This window comes from Asticcacaulis biprosthecium C19 (assembly GCF_000204015.1).
GTDB lineage: Bacteria > Pseudomonadota > Alphaproteobacteria > Caulobacterales > Caulobacteraceae > Asticcacaulis > Asticcacaulis biprosthecius.
Genome location: NZ_GL883077.1, coordinates 1,381,722 through 1,399,147, shown reverse-complemented (window position 1 = coordinate 1,399,147; position 17,426 = coordinate 1,381,722). Strand labels below are relative to the sequence as shown.

Sequence of the window (17,426 nt, the reverse complement as noted above, 5' to 3'; positions counted from 1 at the left end):
CGAACGTTTGCGACAGGCCTTTAGTAGTTGAAGCGGACGCCGACGCGATAGAAGCGGCCGAGCGTGTCATAGAGCGCGGGGTTCACGTCCAGGCCGGTATTGGTCTGGGGCGAAGGTTCGGGATCGGCATTCAACAGATTGTCGATCTTGAAGTAGGCCTGGACGCCCGGACGGACATTGTAGGTGCCGCCGATGTCGATATAGGTCATACCCTTCATCGTGTTGTTGTCCAGGGTTGGACGGTTGCCGGTAGACGCGGGACAGGCCGAGGTACAGACGACATACTGGTTGCCGATGACGCCGTCGCTGAACCAGCGCTCCTGGATCAGGAGGCTGAACTTCTCCGTCGACCAGGTCTGAACGAACAGCACCTTCCAGTCGGGAGTCGCACCGGAGTTCTGGCCGGCGGTCTGGGACGCAACCGTACCTGGCAGGCCCGGAATGGTGGTGAAGTCGCGGACATTGGTCGCCAGGCCGCGCAGGACCAGGTTACCCGGCAGACCAAACGGCTTGGAACGCTGATAGCTGAACTCGTAGTCGACACCGCTGGTCTCGATCGAGGCCGCATTGATGTTGCCGACGTTCACATAGGGGTTGGCACCCGACAGGTTGAAGGCGTTACAGGCCGAGGGCACCGAACCGTCGAAGCAGTACTGCACCAGTTGGGTGGCGTTAGGACCACCTGCGATCGCGTCTTTCATCTCGATGCTGTAGTAATCCACCGAGGCGCTGAAGCCCGGGAACCACATCGGATTGTTCAGGACCAGGCCGAACGAGAAGTTCTGCGCGATTTCCGGAACGAGCCCCGGGTTGGAACCCTGGTTCTGCGACACGGTGAGGGTCGAGTTGGTGAACGGGTTGGTGAAGTTCGGCAGGTTGGTCGAGACGATCGGCCCGAACAAGTCGTTCAGGTTCGGCGCCCGCACGTCCTGCGACCGGACGGTACGAACACGGATGCCGTCCAGCGGCGTATCCCAGGTCAGGCCGACCTTCCAGGCTTCGACGGCACCGGAAGTGCTGTAGTTGGTAGCGCGGCCGGCGGTGTTCAGGTTGACGGCCCCCAGTTGTTCGCTGTTGAGCAGCGGGACGTTGAATTCCAGGAAGGCTTCGGCCACCGTATAGCTGCCGCGGCCGTTGCGGTAGTTGCCGGCGTAGAAGTTGCCACCACCGGTGCTCAGGAGCGGATCGGCCGGGTAGTCGGGGCTGTACGGGGTGCTGGTGCCGTTACCGTAGGGATCGGCCACCGCACGGTAGGCTTCGCGGCGGTATTCCGCGCCAAACGCCATCGAGACCGGACCGGCCCACAGCGAGAAGGGCTCACCCGAGAAGCTCAGGCTGGCGACATCCTGGGTCTGGATGGTGTGCTGGTAGGCACCGACGGCCGGTTGAAGATAGGCCAGGGCCGAGGCGCTGGGCGTCTGATTGCCGATGACATTGACCGGCACACAACCATTGGCGCGGGCCACGGGATCGGCGCAGACAATGACGCCGCCGATGGTCGTGGCGTTGATGGCCGCCGTGAAGCGTGCCTTCAGCAGCAGGTTGTGGACCTTGATGTCCGAGGTTTCCTTGCCGTGCTGGTAGTAGGCATCATAGTTCCAGTCGGTACCGAACAGGCCGAACTTGCCGTTGGACCCGACGACAAAGCGCTCCTGCTTGCGCTCGGTATTGACGCGGATGTTGGGCAGCCACGGTGTCACCGTCCCGAAGCGGAAACTGGTAATGTTGTTGTCCGTGCACGCCTGCTTGATCGAGTTCGGCACATAGGGGTTGGCGCACTGGACCGTCAGGCCGGCCTGGGTGGTGCCCGGATTCGGCTGGTTGTGGGTGTCGACCTTGGCCAGGTTGATGGTGAAATAGATCTCGCTGTCGTCGTTCAGGTCGAACGAGGTGCGATTGTAGAAGTTGGTGCGGATAATGCCCGACTGAAGCGTGGCCCCGACGCCGACATTGGCCGACGTGTCACCGCCGATGCAGAAGCCGGTAAAACAACCGGATACCGTACCGGCCGCGTCTTTCAGCGGCACGCCGGCGGCCCCACCGGCACCGTTGTTGCCGTAACCGAACTGATACGGATTGCCGTTAGCGTCGAAGGCCGTTCCCTGCAGCGGACCGGCGGTAATCAGGCCGTACTTCGAATAGGTGTAGGACTGGGCATGATCCTTGTACTGGAACTGCGGCGAACCGTTATTGGTCTGGCCCGTATTGACCAGGGTCGAGGAGCGGTACCAGTCACGGCCATTGGCAGCCTTCTCGCCGAAATCGCCAGGACCAACGCCTTCTTCGCGGTGATATTCCAGCGCGACGGCCGTGTGCAGGCGATCATCCAGGAATGACGTACCGTAGGCCATCTGGACCACGCCGGTCTTGTCGTCGCCATAGGTGGTCTCACCCAGGGAGATATTGGCCTTGAAACCCTTGAAGCGGGTGTCGGTGACGAAGTTGATCACGCCGCCAACGGCATCGGAACCCCAGGAGGCCGAGGCGCCGCCATTGACCACGTCCACCCGCTTGATCAGCAGTTGCGGAAACAGGCTGATGTCGGCCGCGCCGGTGCCGATATTGGCCGGCACGACGCGCTGGCCGTCCAGAAGGGTCAGGGTGCGGCTGACGCCCAGGCCGCGCAGGGCGAACGAGCTCAAGCCCTGCTGGCCGCTGGAGGTGCTGAAGGTGTTGGTGGTGGCGCCGCTGGAGCCCTGGAGCGACGGCAGTTGCGCCACTGTGGTGAAGATGTTCGGCTGGGCATTGTTGGCGATTTCCAGCGCGCCGATCGAACTGGTCGGGGTCGGCGCCTTGAAGCCGCGCGTGGTGATGCGTGACGCGGTCACGATGATCGCGCCGTCCTCGGTCGTCTGCGCTTCCGTGGTCGGGGCGGTATCCTGAGCGGACGCTCCGGTGGCCAGGCAACCGAGCACAAGGGCTGATACCGAGCAGATGATATGGCGTTTGAACTTTAACATGCGTGTCTTTCCCTTCACGAGCGGCAAATGACAGCGCTAACATTCAACAATCTGACAAGACACACGCAGGCCAGGCCTTGCAAGACCCATGCTCCAGAGTTGCCTCGATCGCGATGACAGCGCTAACACAAAACCGTCAATTAGAGCGTCCTGACTTCGCACCAGGCGCCCGGCGTTATTCCCAATTCATTATTCTTGCCGATGACAGCGCTAACATTTAGACTGGCATGTATCGGTCAGACTATTGCTAAGTTCAAAGCGGCATATTGTCAAGCCCGGATCAGAAAAATGACGACGTCGTCCGAAATTTTCCCGCCCAGCACACCAAACCAGAAGAGAACAGGCAGCCCGGCCCCCAAACACCATTGACGAAACACAGCGACGCAAGCTCTATAAAATTGCATATATAATTGATTATATTAATTTTTTACCACGAAATGCAAAACGCGCCATGGCGTGAATGGCAACAAGCGTCAACAACTCGCCGCGACCGCTCACGGATTACCCATCCCAATCACAAGCGATAAATAAGCAGACCGTATAAGATTTTTGCCGAATCCAAAAATGACAGCGCTATCATTGCAATTTTCACAGATTCGGTACATGAACGAGAAAGGGACTTTTCGGGGCGAGCAAAGGGCAGGTTCGGGCATTTTGGACAGGGCATCAAAACTGGCATCCCGCGCCTCCAGCACCGGCCGCGCGACTCTTGACGACGTCGCAAAACGGGTGGGCGTATCGACGATTACGGTTTCGCGCGCTTTTGGTCGGCCCGACAAGGTGTCCGAGGATCTTCGCCGGCGCATCCAGCAGGCCGCCGATGATCTGGGGTATGTCCGCAACCGCGCTGCCAGCGCTCTGGCGTCAAACCGGTCGATGAACATTGCCGTCCTGGTGCCGTCGCTCAGCAACTCGGTGTTTGTCGACACCGTGACCGGCATCGAAAAGGTGTTTCGCGCCCACGGCTACCAGATGCTGATGGGGGTCAACCACTACTCCGCCGAAGAAGAAGAGGCGCTGGTCCGCGCCTATCTGGCCTTTGCCCCCGACGGCATGCTGCTGACCGGCTTCAACTATCGCGAGGCAACCCGGCAGCTCATCGATCAGGCCGGCATTCCGATCGTGCACATGATGGAGCTTTCCGACCGCGAAGGCACCTACAGCGTGGGCTTCTCGCAGGAAGCCGCCGCCCAGGCCATGACGGAACACCTGCTCGCCAAGGGCCACCGCCGAATCGCCTTTGTGGCGTCGCAGCTGGATCCACGAACCCTGGCACGGAACCGGGGGTATCGCGACACCATCATCAAGGCCGGGCTCTACGAATCGCACCGCGAGGTTCTGGTTCCGGACCAGTCTTCGGTCGCCCTGGGCGCGGCGCTTTTGCGCCGGCTGCTGGAACAGGCACCCGATACCGATGCGGTTTTCTTCTGTAACGACGACTTGGCTCAAGGTGCTCTGTTCGAATGCCTGCGCCGCGGCATTCAGGTGCCGAACCAACTGGCTGTGGCGGGGTTCAACGACCTGCCCATGTCAGAATGCAGCGTGCCATCGTTAACGACCATCGCCACGCCGCGCTACGACATCGGCGTCCAGTCCGCCCACATGCTGCTGGCCCTGATCGAAGGACAGACCGTCCCGCGCAAAACCATCGATCTCGGTTTCCAGCTGCGCGCACGCGAAAGCGCCTGAGCGGGCTCGTAAACCCCGGACTTCACAGACAGTCAGGGTGGAAGCGCTCGCGCGGGGCGACGACGCAGCCCCTCTCCATGCAATCGATCAGGTTATTGCCGAACTGGTCCGTGGCGTGATCGTAGACCTGGAACCAGCCGCCATCGTCCCAGACGGCTGTCGGCATAGCCATCGTCGCCGCATGCCGCGGAAACTGCGCGTACCACTGGCGGATATTGTTGCAGTTCATCGTTTTGTAGCGGCTTTGCCATCCGACGCCCCATTCGCCGATAAAGACAGGCATGCCGCCACCGACCGTTTGCGCCCAATCGGCCATGGCCTGCATCGGCCGGGCAATGTCCGCCGCCGTCCATGGGTCGGCATAGTCGCCCTGGTTATCACCACTGAAGGTCCACGGGTCATAGTGATGAAATGTCGCCATCACATAAGGGTCCTTGCCGCCGCCAACGGTCTCCAGGTCCGGCCAGGTACGCGCCATTTCCGCCGCGGCGAACCACTGGTTGCCGCCAATGATCACGATGCGCCGGACATCGTCGCTGCGAATCTGGCGATAGGCCAGACCGGTCATGTGACGCAGGTGCTCGGGCGGCATGGCATCGCGGTTGCTCAAATGCGGCTCGTTCAGGATTTCAAACAGCAGGCGATGGTCGCGGTCCCTGAAGATGTCGCTGATATCGGACCAAAGGGTTTCCAGGACCTTGGCGCGAGTGAAATCCTTGAGGTCCTTCTCATGGTGGGCGTTGAGCACGACATAAAGACCTGGCTTGCTGAGGGCATAGTCGACAACGGCCTTCAGGGCGTTGAGCCGATCGGACCCGCGATCAACCCTGCCAGTCATGGGGTCCGCGATCACGACACCGCCAACCGGTTCGGTCCAGGTCACCGGGATGCGGACAACCCGAAAGCCCCGGTCGTAATAGGCATCGATCTTGGGTTTGGCAGCCGCCAGGGTCGGCGGATGCTGAGTGTTGTCAAACATCTGGCCGAGATTGAAGCCCATCCCCATGGCCGCTGCGGCTTGATGGGCGTCGGGCGCTGCCGCCGCCTCACGAAACGTCAGGGTCGCAAAGTTCATATCGCCACCGGACTGGACCCGCACGGTCAGCCGATTCAGCCCCGCCGTCAGTTTGAGCCGGATCACCCCCTTGGCTTCATCCCAATGGTGCCATTGCCGCCAGGCAACGGTATCCGCCAGATCGGCCGTGGCGGGCAGCGTCAGATCTCCCGTCGCCGGCGCGCCATTGACGTCGATCGCAATCGTGCCGCCGTGCTGGGAGGTGTACAGCAGGTCACCGACATATTCGCCGTCGTGCGCCACATCGACCGTCAGATTGAACCACTCGCCGGGCTCGGTCCAGCCGACATACAGCTGATCAACCGGCGGGACCACGTGGTTGAACGGACTGTCATCGACTTCAATGCCCGGATTCTCGAACTTCGTGAACGAGATATCGACGCCCTCCTGGGCCCGGAAAGCGTGCAGATAGCTGCCATCAAGCGGATTCAGCGCACCGCTGCCGTGATTTTGACTGTCCGTGTCGTGATAGGCGACACCTTCACCGCCGGTGTCATAATAGGCGGCGTGGACCGTCCCGGGGATTTTCTGAGCCTCACCCGTGTAACGGCTGTCACCAAAGGCTGCGCCGGCATCGCCTGCGCCAACCGCGAATGCTGGCGCGACATGAGCGGACATCACCGCGACAAGAAGGCAGGCGAGTCGCCGGCCGTGAATAAGCATCGCCTTCATGTCCAAACCTTTCTTGGCCTCCAGACTTTTCCTGGGTTTTATTGCGTCGGGCAAGCGGCGCCGGGCTTCGTCTCGCCGAGGCGGATGTCCTGAATGGAAATATCGAGCGCGCCTTCGGTCGTCAGTTGCATCACGGTCGGGGTCGCCGACAGGTCCTGACTCGTGAAGCACGACAGGGGTACCGACAAGACCCTATAGGCGGACGATGCCTCCGCCAGCCACGCGGTGACCGGCACCGAGGCGCTGCCGACGCCTAGCCGGACCTCTTTGGTCGGTGCCGCATTGACCCGCAGGGTCATGGACAGGACCATCGCCCCGTTGGCTTCACGCGCGATGTCGGATGGCGCCTCGGCGCCAACCGACAGAGAGGCCTGCGTCTTGCCGTTCCACACAGCCCGCAGGCTGGCATCATCCTGCGGCGATACCGTCAGGGCCGCAGTGCCGTAAAGCGTGGTTTGGGTGCCGACATAGTCCATGCGATGATTGTCGTTGTCGCTTAGCGTGACACCGTAGCCATTCCAAACCGTACCCTTGCTGAAATAGACGTTCTTCTCGCCGTACTTGGTCGTGCTGGCGACTTCGGGCAGTTGCGCCGTCTGGGCCGGTTGGGCGTAGCTCAGACCGAAGCCGTAGGCGAACTGCGGATCATAATTGACGTCGCCGACGTTCAGCGGCGTCTGGTCGGGCCGCTTCGGCCACGAAAAGCTAAGGCGTCCCTGGAAGTCTTTGTCTCCAACCAGTACATCGGCGACACCTGCGCCTTCCGATCCCGGAAGCCAGGCGGCGACAAAGGCGTCGGCGGCATTGATGTGCGGATTGAGGTATAGCGGCCGCCCGGATAGCAGCACAGCCACCACCGGTATGCCTTGCGCCTTCAAAGACTTGAGCAGGGCCAAAGATTCGGTGTTGCCATAGTGCAGGGCGACGTCGGACTGATCGCCCATGAATTCGGCGTAGGGCGTTTCACCGAAGACCACAATGGCGACGTCAGGCTTTTGCGGCGCGGTGGCGTCGGGACTGAACAAAGCCTGCCCGCCCTTCGCCTCGATCTGAGCTTTCAGGCCTTCATAGATCGAGGTGGCACCGGGAAAATCATTATTGCTGTTGTCCGCGCCCTGCCAGCTCAGGGTCCAGCCGCCCGACTGCATGGCAATATTGTCGGCCCCGTTTCCGGCGATCAAAACCGTGGCGCCGGGCTTCAGCGGCAGCACGCCGTTGTTTTTTAGCAGGACCATCGATTTTGCCACGGCTTCGCGGGCGATGGCGCGATGCTGCGGCGTGCCGATCGGCTGAAATGTAGCGGGCCGGTTGGCCGGCGACGGCTGATCGAACACGCCCATCCGGAACTTGACCCGCAAGATGCGGCGGACAGCATCGTCCAGACGGGCCATCGGAATGGTCCCATTCTTCACGTCACGCAGCAGGTTGGCGTAGAGCAGCTTCCAGTCCTGAGGCTGGTTGTAGATATCCAGGCCGGCATTGAAGGCCTGGGAACAATCCGAATTCGTACAGCCGGGGATTTGACCGTGCGCCAGCCAATCACCCATAATAAAGCCATCGAACCCCATCCTGCCTTTTAGGACCCCCGTCAGCAGCCCTTTATTGGCATGCAGCTTGACGCCTTGCCAGGAGTTGAACGACGCCATCACGGACTGTGTTCCGGTATTTATGGCATCGACATAGGGCGCTCCGTGCAGGCGTGCCAGGTCTGTTTCGGAAACGGTTGAATCGCCCTGGTCGCGACCGCCATCCGTGGAGCCATCACCCAAAAAATGCTTCGCCGTCGCAATCACATGGTTTGGGCCCAGGAAGTCAGCCCCCGTCCCTTGAATTCCCGCGACCATGGCGGCCGCATATGTCGAAGCAATGCGCGGATCTTCGGAATAGCTTTCATAGGTGCGCCCCCAGCGGTCATCGCGCGCCACAGCGATGGTGGGCGCAAACGTCCAGTCCATGCCGGTCGAGCGAACTTCGGCAGCCGTCACCTCCCCGATCCTGCGGATCAGCTCAGGATCATTGGCGGCGCCTAAGCCGATATTGTGGGGAAACAGCGTGGCGCCATAGACATTGTTGTGCCCATGCACGGCATCCGACGCCCAGATCAGCGGTATGGTCACTTTCTGGCCGGGCGCGACCGAGGCCTGGTAATACGGCTCGATCAGATCGACCCAGTCCTTGACTGTAGCGTGTTTGTTGCCCCCAGGCACGGCGCCGCCGCCGTTTTCGATAGAGCCGATGTGATATTGGATAACCTCTTCCGGCTTGATCGTCTTCCATTCCGGCTGAATGATCTGCCCCACCTTCTGCTCGACGCTCATCTGAGCCAGCATGGCGGTGATTTTGGCTTCGGTCGCCTTATCAAGACCGATCGGCGACCGGGCGGCGGGCCATTTCGCCGGATGGACGGCGGCCTGATCCGCCTTTCCGGGCGTCGCGGCCCACACAGGGGATGCCGCGACCATCAGGGCCAGCCATGACACCACAAAGGGATTGCGGCAAATTTTCGGGTCGAGTTTCACAGGCAATCCTCCAAGCAATGGTAACGTTTTCATAAAAGATACCACCGATAGAGGCCCAATAGCAAACGCGATTTAATCAGCTTCTGAAAATTTCGCCCAGACCACAGCATTCCAATTGACAACGTTACCATTTTCTACAACAAGGTCACGCGGGAACAGCCGGAGCTTTGCCGTGTACGCTCGATACGACCATGGCCCCACGAGCTGCTCTACCTTGGATGGGTGCGCGGGATACCGGTCTTCCATCAGACTGTCCGCGTCGCCGCTACCGTCCTGGCTGACCTCAACAACCCACTCCCCGAGAGCTGACCCCATGGCCTTTCCTGTTCCCTATAGCGCCGCCCCCACGCGTTACGACACCATGCCCTATCGCCGCTGCGGCCGGTCAGGGCTGAAGCTGCCGGCGATTTCGCTGGGGCTTTGGCAAAATTTCGGCGGTGATGACGTTTATGAAACGGGCCGCGCCATCCTTCGCCATGCGTTCGATAATGGCATCACCCATTTCGACCTGGCCAACAACTATGGGCCGCCGTTCGGTTCGGCCGAAGAGACGTTCGGTCGCGTGATGGCTAGCGACTTCAAAAGCCATCGCGACGAACTGATCATCTCGACCAAGGCCGGCTGGGACATGTGGCCCGGCCCCTATGGCGATGTCGGTGGCTCGCGCAAATACCTGATCGCCTCCTGTGACCAGAGTCTGAAGCGGATGGGCGTCGACTATGTCGACATCTTCTATTCGCATCGCATGGATGCGGAAACGCCGCTGGAAGAAACCATGGGCGCGCTGGCCAGCCTGCATCAGCAAGGCAAGGCGCTGTATGTCGGCATTTCGTCCTATTCGGCGGAGGTAACGGCCAAGGCAGCGGAAATCCTGGAGTGGTGGCAGGTACCCCTGTTGATCCATCAGCCCTCCTATTCGATGCTGAATCGCTGGATCGAACGCGATCTGCTGGCGACGCTGGATGTGATCGGCGCCGGCTGCATCGCCTTTTCGCCGCTCGCCCAAGGCCTGCTGAGCGACCGATATCTGGGCGGGATCCCGGCAGACGCCCGCGGGGCAAAAGGCGGATCGTTCCGCAAGGAATGGGTCACGCCCGACACCCTGCGCCGGGTGAGCGCGCTGAACGAGATCGCCCGTCAACGCGGTCAAAGCCTGGCGCAGATGGCCATAGCCTGGGTCTTGCGCAATCCGGGTGTGACGTCAGCCCTGGTGGGTGCGCGCACCGTCGCACAGTTGGCCGACACGCTGAAGGCGTTGGATAACCTGGCCTTCAGCCGCGAGGAACTGGATGCCATTGATATTTACGCCGGCCCCGACGTGAGCATCTGGCATTCGCCCTGACCAAGGCCCCTACGGATCAGCGCCTGAGCGCGGTGGAATCGCGAACCACAATACGGTGCGGCAGAATTTCCGTCCTGGCGGCGTCGTCGTCAGGACGTTCGATCGCCTGAAGCAGCTTCTGCGCCGCCTTCATGCCGATGTCGCGGGCCGGCTGCAGCACGGTCGACAGCGCCGGATTTGTCAGAGCGGCGTAGCGCGTATCGTCGAACCCCATGACCGACAGGTCTTCCGGCACACGAAGCCCCCGCTTTGTGGCCACACTCATGACTCCCATGGCGACATCGTCATTGGCGCAGAAAATCGCCGACGGCCGCGACGGACGCGCCAGGATCTCGATAGCGCTGTTGATACCGCCATTCGCGCTGAGGTCAGAATGGATGACCCTGTCACTGTCCACGGTCAGCCCGCCGTCGCGCATCGCGGCGAGGAAGCCCAGTTCCCGGTCCTTGGTGACGTAAGAATTCTTCGGCCCGGAAACAAACACGATTTCCGCGTGGCCCAGGCGGATCAGATACTGCGTGGCATCGTAGGCGGCCTGGTGATTATCGATGTGCACGCTGGGGAACTGACCGAGGTCGTCGCTGACCGGTTCCAGACCGATGACGATCGGCAGGGGTTTCGACTTGGCGAGTTCGATCAGTTTGCGGCTGAACGGCAGGGGCGAGCACAGCAGGATGACGCCTTCGACCTGCCTGGCCACCAGCATATCGATGAAGGTGCCGTTTTCCGTCACATCCGGACGCGACTCAGTCAGGATGATCGAATAGCGCCCGTCGACGACGGCGCGGATCCCTTCCATGATGTCGGCAAATAACCAGCTTCCGATCTCATGGACGACGACCAGGATGATGTTGGTGCGCCCGCGGCGAAAACTCTGGGCCAGGACGTTCGGGCTGAAATTGATGTCCTGAATGACTTTTCGCACCTTGGCGAGAGTCTTCTTGCCGACCTTGTCGGGCGTATTCAGGCATCGGGACACCGTGGTAATCGAAACGCCGGCAAGCCTGGCCACTTCCACGATCGTAGGATTTGTCAAACACGTCTCCGATACCGGCTGGTCCTGCGGTTCGGCTTAAACCAACTCGCCAGCCATGAAAACCCCCGAGGTTCCTGCACGCGTGGGCCGGATATAGACGTCTTGCGTCATGACGACCATGGTAACATCGCGTCGCAATCCGTTGCCGCCTGCCGGTCTGCCAAGACCGGCATCCGCAGCCTCAGGCATAACTCATTCCAATGCCTGATAGATAAGCGTCCGCAGCTTTCCATGGTCATCGATATTCCCCGCCGGCATCAGTTGCGTCATGTAGACAACGGTAAGCCCTTCCGCCGGATCGACCCAGTAGGTCGAGTGGTAGGCACCGCCCCAGCCGTATTCGCCTTGCGAGCCCAGTTCGCCAGCCTTGCCGACATCCGTGCGGACGCTGAAGCCAAGCCCGAAGCCCTTGCCTGGATCGTAGGGGATATTGAGATGGTTGCTGGTCATCAGTTCCACCGATTTCCGGCTCAGATAGCGACGGCCGTCCAGTTCCCCGCCACGGCGCAGCATTTCGAGAAACCGGCTGTAGTCCGGCGCCGTCGACAGCAGGCCCGCCCCACCGGAAAACGCAATCCTTGGGCCGTCGAGATAGTGTCCCTGGCCGGAGGCGTCGGCCCGGCGGAGGCCGCCCTCGCCCGCGGCATAGACCGCCGCCAGCCTGTTGGCCTTGTCGCGCGGCAGGTAGAAGGATGTGTCCTTCATGCCCAGCGGCTGAATGAGCCGCTCAGCGAGGAAGGCATCGAGCGTCTTGCTGCTGACCTTTTCGACGATCACGCCCAGGATATCGGTGCTGTAGCCATAGACGAAGGCTTCACCCGGTTGCGCCGTCATGGGCAGCGCCGCCATACGCGCGACCACCGCTGAGACAGGCTCCTTTCGGTCGGCGAAGTACCAGCCGGTAATGCCGGCGTCCTTCCACGCCTGATCGCCCGTCCCGTAACCGTAGGAGATGCCGGAGGTATGGGTCAGCAGATCGCGGATAGTGATGGGGCGCTTGGCCGGCACGACGCTGTAACCTCCGTCCGGGTTGGCCACGGCAACCGTCGTCTTCGACCATTCGGGCAAGTATTTACCGACCGGATCACTGAGAAGCAGCTTGCCGTCTTCGCTCAGCATCATGATCGCGACGCTGGTCAGGGCCTTGGACTGGGAGGCAATGCGGAAGATGGTGTCCTTAGCCATCGGCGACTTGCCGTCCTTGTCGCGCCATCCGACGGTAGCGGAATAGACCTCACGGCCGTCCTGCTGGATCTGCACCACCGCACCGGCGATCCGACCCTGGTCGACATAGCTCTGCAGGACCTGCCCGACACGATCCATGCGTTCGGGCGACACGGCGTGCGCCGCGACCGCCTGAGGCGCTTGCGGCAAGGCTTGCGCGGTTGCGGCGCCGGCAAGCATCGACGTGACCAGTACGGCCTGTGCGACAAATCGATGGGCAGATTTCATAGACGTGCTCCCTCATCCGGCACATTGATGACCGGGAACTGCATGGTATGGCGACAGGCCGATCTTGCAAGGATTAACTCGCAGGAAAATTTCGCGTATTCCTGAACGCCGCGCGGGCTCCACAACGTCGGCGCCTCGCCGATCTATCGCTTTGCCTCACCGAAGTCAGGATTGCGTCCAAACCGGAAGAACGGATCAACCTGGCTGCATACGCGATACCTGTGAGCAGAAAACCCACTCCTGCCGGGCAAAGGCTACACATGGACGACATCAGGTATCGCCAAGCGGCGAGGTCGGCCACGCGGCCAACGCGGTATAGACCATCGCCTCAAGAGCCTCTCGCCCAAGACCGTCGCGCGCAAGAACGGACATACCTTGGATGACCGATATCACCAGGGCTGCTAAAGCATGTGCATCTATGGCCTCTGGAAGACGGCCACTTTTGATATCGCGATTGATGCGTAATGCAAGACGGGCCAAAATATCGCGGCGAACCTCTGCAACCGCTTCCTGGACATCGATAGCATCCTTTGAGACACTAGCCGTTGAACTGGCTAGTAAACATCCGCGCGGCGTGGTTTCTCCGGTGAAGGCGCATGCGGAGGCCAACAACATGTCCCTGGCCGCATCATAGGCCGTGCGCGCTTCGTCCAGCCCACGCTGCAATGTCTCAGGCGAGCCCGCGTACAGGCGCATTGCCTCGAGGAATAATCGCTTTTTGTCCCCAAAAGCTGCGTAAAGACTGGGCGGAGTGATTCCCATCGCCTCCGTCAGATCAGCAATGGAAGTTGTCTCGTAGCCATATCGCCAAAAGGTATGCATGGCCCTTTCCAACACAACATCGCGGTTGAACGAAGATGGCCTGCCGGTCTTGCGGAGTGTGCGCGTCGATACTTTCATAGCGATCACTAATAAACGCCTTGACTCACCATGACAAGGCGGATAGTCAGTTTTCATAACGATCATTATGAAAGTAGCAACTGATGTCACTCACGAAATATCGCACGCTTGGTCGCTCAGGTTTGGTGGTCAGTCCCCTAGCGCTGGGAACCATGACATTCGGTCCTGGTGGTTGGAATGCGGACGATTCAACGTCTCGCCAAATCTTCGATAGCTATCGATCCAAAGGCGGCAATTTCGTCGACACAGCTGACATTTACTCCGGCGGTGGTAGCGAGATACTTGTTGGCCAGTTCGTCAAAGAAACGGGCTCGCGTGACGAGATCGTGTTGTCGACAAAGTTTGGCTTCAATGCCTCCGCCAGCCCCCTCGCGGCACCCCATACTGGCGGTGGGAACCCCAACTCAGGCGGTGCAGGTGCCAAAAACATCCATCGTGCGCTCGAAGCGTCACTCGGGCGCTTAGGCACTGACTACATTGACCTCTATTGGATGCATATTTGGGACGCAGTGACGCCAGCGGAGGAAGTCGTGCAGACCTTAGGTGACCTCGTACGAAGCGGTAAAATCAGATATTACGCCTTGTCCGACATGCCGGCGTGGTTAGCGATGAAGATCGCGACCATTGCCACGGAGCGAGGAGTACCAGGCCCCATTGCAATGCAGGTTGAATACTCATTGGTCGCCCGCGATGTAGAAGCCGAACATTTCCCAGCCGCTAAAGAAGCGGGCATGGCCATCATGCCATGGAGCCCACTGGCTGGAGGTTTCCTCTCAGGCAAATATAAGCGCGGTGACACGACTGACACCGGTCGCTTAAGTGGTCCTAACCCGTTTGGCGATAGCAAATTTTCTCACCGCAATTGGGATATTCTCGAGGTCGTAAAAGCGATAGCGCATGAAGTGGAACAACCAGCTGCTCACGTTGCCCTTGCATGGGCAATGGCGCAGCCGGGTGTCACATCCACTCTGGCAGGTGCCCGCACCCTTTCGCAGATTAACAGTCATATTGCGGCCACTGATCTTGAGTTGAGTAGCGAGCAATTAAGCCGACTTAGTCGTGTGAGCGCTATTGAGCCAGGTTTCAGCGCCTCCTTGGCATCACCAATGATCCGCAGAATGATTTTTGGTGGACACGATGTCTCCGGATGGGGAGAGCGGCAATTGGGCACATCTTAGGTTGTTTTTGAGGCTTTAAAACAATTTCCCCCAAAAGCCGTTGGAGACGAATTGTACAGCTTCAAATTCCAAAGATTTCTTACATTACCGTGTGGCTGACGAGAGGGATATTCCCGACCGCACCCGTCCGAATGCTCGACACAATGAACTTTTCCGATAGCACCGCGAATGTCCGACAGTGGGCAAATGCGGACAAAGTTGTACGTCTCGTACGGATAATTCGCCTTCCATCCTTCGACAACCGTGCGGCTAATCGCATTCCCTTCCCCCACTATAAACACCTATTAAGCATAAGCCCTTACATCTGGCGCATCTGACAGACACGAGGTCTCCCATGCCCAGTTCCGCGACAGCGCCCCCCCTCCCCGTCCTGTCGCGTCCACCGGCGCTCTTCGTCGTCACTGTCTTCACCTCCGCCTTCCTCGTCTTCTTCGTCCAGCCCATGGTCGGCAAGCTGCTGCTGCCTCTGCTGGGCGGGGCGCCGGCCGTGTGGAACACCTCCATGGCCTTCTTCCAGGCAGCACTTCTGGTCGGCTACGGCTACGCCCACCTTCTGCAAAAAATTAAAGCCTTCAAAACCCAGGTCCTGGTTCACGGCATCATGCTGGCCCTGGCCGGTCTGACCCTGCCGCTGCACGTCACCGGTCTGCTGGGCCAGCCCGATCCCGAACACCCCGCCATCTGGCTGCTCGGGGTGCTGACCCTGTCGATCGGCGCGCCGTTCGCCGTCCTGTCGGCCACCGCCCCGTTGGTCCAGGCGTGGTTTTCTCGCACCGCCGACCTCGATCCCGCCTCCGGCAAGCCGTCCGAACCCTACAGCCTCTATGCCGCCTCCAATCTCGGCAGCCTGCTGTCGCTGCTGGCCTATCCGATCCTCGTCGAGCCCCTGACCCAACTGACGCATCAACGCCTGGGCTGGAGCCTCGGCTACGGCGTCCTGGCCGCCATGATCATCCTGCTGGGCCTCACCCAAAAGGCCCGCACAGCCGCCGCCGAGCACGATGCCGTCACCCCGCGTCCGGGCCTGCTGACCATGGCCAGATGGGTGGCCCTGGCCGCCATCCCGTCCAGCCTGATGATCGGCGTCACCACCTATTTGTCGACCGACGTCGCCACCGCCCCCTTCCTGTGGGTCATCCCGCTGGCGCTTTATCTGGTGACCTTCATCCTGGCCTTCGCCACGCGCCGGGTGCTCAGCCGCAAATACCTGCTGCTGGCTCAAGCGATGGGGCTGGGCCTGTGCCTCTATCTCCTGCCACTGCACGGCACCAGCATCCTGCTGCATCTGGGCGTGCACCTGCTGTGCTTCTTCCTGACAGCGTGGATGTGTCACGACAGCCTGGCCCTGGCCCGGCCGGCGCCCGACCACCTCACCCTCTATTACCTGTGCCTGTCACTGGGCGGCGTCATTGGCGGCGGCTTCAACGCCTTTATCGCCCCGGTCATCTTCGACACCATTTTCGAATATATCCTGATCCTGGCGCTGTCGTGTGCCGCCCGGCCGTGGGGCGGGAACCCACTGACAACCTGGCCGCGGCGCGACGTCATCTGGTTCGCCCTGGGCGTCGCCGCAACCCTGACGCTGATGGTTGTGCCCATGGTCGATCTCCCGGAAGCGGTCGGCAGCAACGCCGCCAAGCTGCTGTTTGCCCTGGCCATCGTGACCCTTGTGGCGCTTAACCACCGCGGCGTGCTGATGGCGACGATCGCCGTTCTGGCGGCCATCGCGCTGCAAATGTTCAACCATCCGGGCAATCTGGTCGAATCCGACCGCAACTTCTTCGGCGTCATCCGTGTCGCCGACACCGAAGACCAGGCCCTGGGCCCCATCCGCGAAATGATCCACGGCACCACCCTGCACGGCGCCCAACGCCGCCTGCCGGGCCAGGAATGCCAGCCACTGACCTATTACGGCCCGGCCACCGCCATCGGCCAGAGCTTTGCCCTGCAGCAGATCCGATCGCCCGCCATCGATGTCGCAACCGTCGGCTTGGGCGTCGGGACGGTGGCCACCTATGTCCGTCCGGGCGACCGCCTGACCTTCTACGAAATCGACCCCGAAGTGGTGCGCATCGCGCGCAACCCCGAACGCTTTACCTTCATTTCCGACTGCGCCAAGGGGTCGGTGGACTTCCGTACCGGCGATGCGCGCCTGACGCTGGCGCCGCTGCCGGCCGGGGAACTCGACCTCCTGCTGGTCGACGCCTTTACCTCCGACGCCGTCCCCGCCCACCTGCTGACGGCAGAAGCCATCGCCATGTATCTGTCAAAGCTCAGCGACGACGGCGTTGTGGTCTTCCACCTCAGCAACCGCCACCTGGAACTGCGCAGCCCGGTCATCGCGGCGGTCCGCCAGGCCGGCGGCAAGTCGGTGACGCAGGTCAGCCCGGCGGCCCCGGAAGGCAGCCGCCTGCGCACGGCCTCGATTGTGGTGGTAGCGGGCAAGGGCGATCAGGCCTTGGCACCGTTCCATGCCGACCCGCGCTGGGAAGGCGCCAGTCCCGGCGGCGTCAAGGCCTGGACGGACGACTATATGAACGTCATCGGCGCCATGTTCCGCCCGCAGTATTGAAATTGCGTTTCACAACGGTCCATGCTACGGC

Annotated in this window: 10 protein-coding genes; 4 read left to right on the top strand and 6 right to left on the bottom strand. The window is 61.0% G+C overall.

Features of this window, described 5'->3' with window-relative positions; all coding sequences use genetic code 11:
• Positions 1 to 20: 20 nt before the first annotated feature.
• Positions 21 to 2,960: a TonB-dependent receptor plug domain-containing protein gene (locus tag ABI_RS06670; protein ID WP_040308662.1), complete on the bottom strand. Its 2,940-nt coding sequence runs from the start codon at positions 2,958 to 2,960 to the stop codon at positions 21 to 23.
• A 654-nt stretch (positions 2,961 to 3,614) separates the two neighbouring features.
• On the opposite strand from ABI_RS06670, the gene gntR reads away from it, so the two are divergent.
• On the top strand, positions 3,615 to 4,649 hold the full coding sequence (gene gntR / locus ABI_RS06665) for an HTH-type transcriptional regulator GntR (RefSeq protein WP_245531304.1): 1,035 nt from the start codon (positions 3,615 to 3,617) through the stop codon (positions 4,647 to 4,649).
• Positions 4,650 to 4,671: 22 nt separating this feature from the next.
• Here gntR and ABI_RS26115 read toward each other — a convergent pair whose 3' ends face one another.
• Positions 4,672 to 6,396: a cellulase family glycosylhydrolase gene (locus ABI_RS26115; RefSeq protein ID WP_245531303.1), complete on the bottom strand. Its 1,725-nt coding sequence runs from the start codon at positions 6,394 to 6,396 to the stop codon at positions 4,672 to 4,674.
• 38 nt (positions 6,397 to 6,434) lie between these two features.
• Positions 6,435 to 8,915: a glycoside hydrolase family 3 protein gene (locus ABI_RS06650; RefSeq protein ID WP_006272111.1), complete on the bottom strand. Its 2,481-nt coding sequence runs from the start codon at positions 8,913 to 8,915 to the stop codon at positions 6,435 to 6,437.
• 313 nt (positions 8,916 to 9,228) lie between these two features.
• Between ABI_RS06650 and mgrA the strand changes: the two genes are divergently transcribed.
• Positions 9,229 to 10,257 carry an L-glyceraldehyde 3-phosphate reductase gene (gene mgrA / locus ABI_RS06640; protein WP_040308660.1) on the top strand — a complete coding sequence of 343 codons (1,029 nt, stop codon included), beginning with the start codon at positions 9,229 to 9,231 and terminating at the stop codon, positions 10,255 to 10,257.
• A 16-nt stretch (positions 10,258 to 10,273) separates the two neighbouring features.
• On the opposite strand, the gene ABI_RS06635 is transcribed toward mgrA, so the two are convergent.
• From ABI_RS06635 to ABI_RS06625, 3 genes are all read right to left on the bottom strand, one after another.
• Positions 10,274 to 11,293 carry a LacI family DNA-binding transcriptional regulator gene (locus ABI_RS06635; protein ID WP_157138730.1) on the bottom strand — a complete coding sequence of 340 codons (1,020 nt, stop codon included), beginning with the start codon at positions 11,291 to 11,293 and terminating at the stop codon, positions 10,274 to 10,276.
• Between the two features lie 192 nt (positions 11,294 to 11,485).
• Positions 11,486 to 12,745, bottom strand: coding sequence for a serine hydrolase domain-containing protein (locus ABI_RS06630; RefSeq protein ID WP_006272108.1), 1,260 nt, complete (start codon positions 12,743 to 12,745; stop codon positions 11,486 to 11,488).
• Positions 12,746 to 13,015: 270 nt separating this feature from the next.
• Positions 13,016 to 13,702: a TetR/AcrR family transcriptional regulator gene (locus ABI_RS06625; protein ID WP_245531302.1), complete on the bottom strand. Its 687-nt coding sequence runs from the start codon at positions 13,700 to 13,702 to the stop codon at positions 13,016 to 13,018.
• A gap of 26 nt (positions 13,703 to 13,728) precedes the next feature.
• On the opposite strand from ABI_RS06625, the gene ABI_RS06620 reads away from it, so the two are divergent.
• Together ABI_RS06620 and ABI_RS06615 are read left to right on the top strand one after the other, a co-directional pair.
• Positions 13,729 to 14,823: an aldo/keto reductase gene (locus ABI_RS06620; protein WP_040308659.1), complete on the top strand. Its 1,095-nt coding sequence runs from the start codon at positions 13,729 to 13,731 to the stop codon at positions 14,821 to 14,823.
• Positions 14,824 to 15,157: 334 nt separating this feature from the next.
• A complete protein-coding gene (locus ABI_RS06615; protein WP_006272106.1) occupies positions 15,158 to 17,395 on the top strand; it encodes a fused MFS/spermidine synthase in 2,238 nt (745 codons plus the stop codon).
• Positions 17,396 to 17,426: the final 31 nt, after the last annotated feature.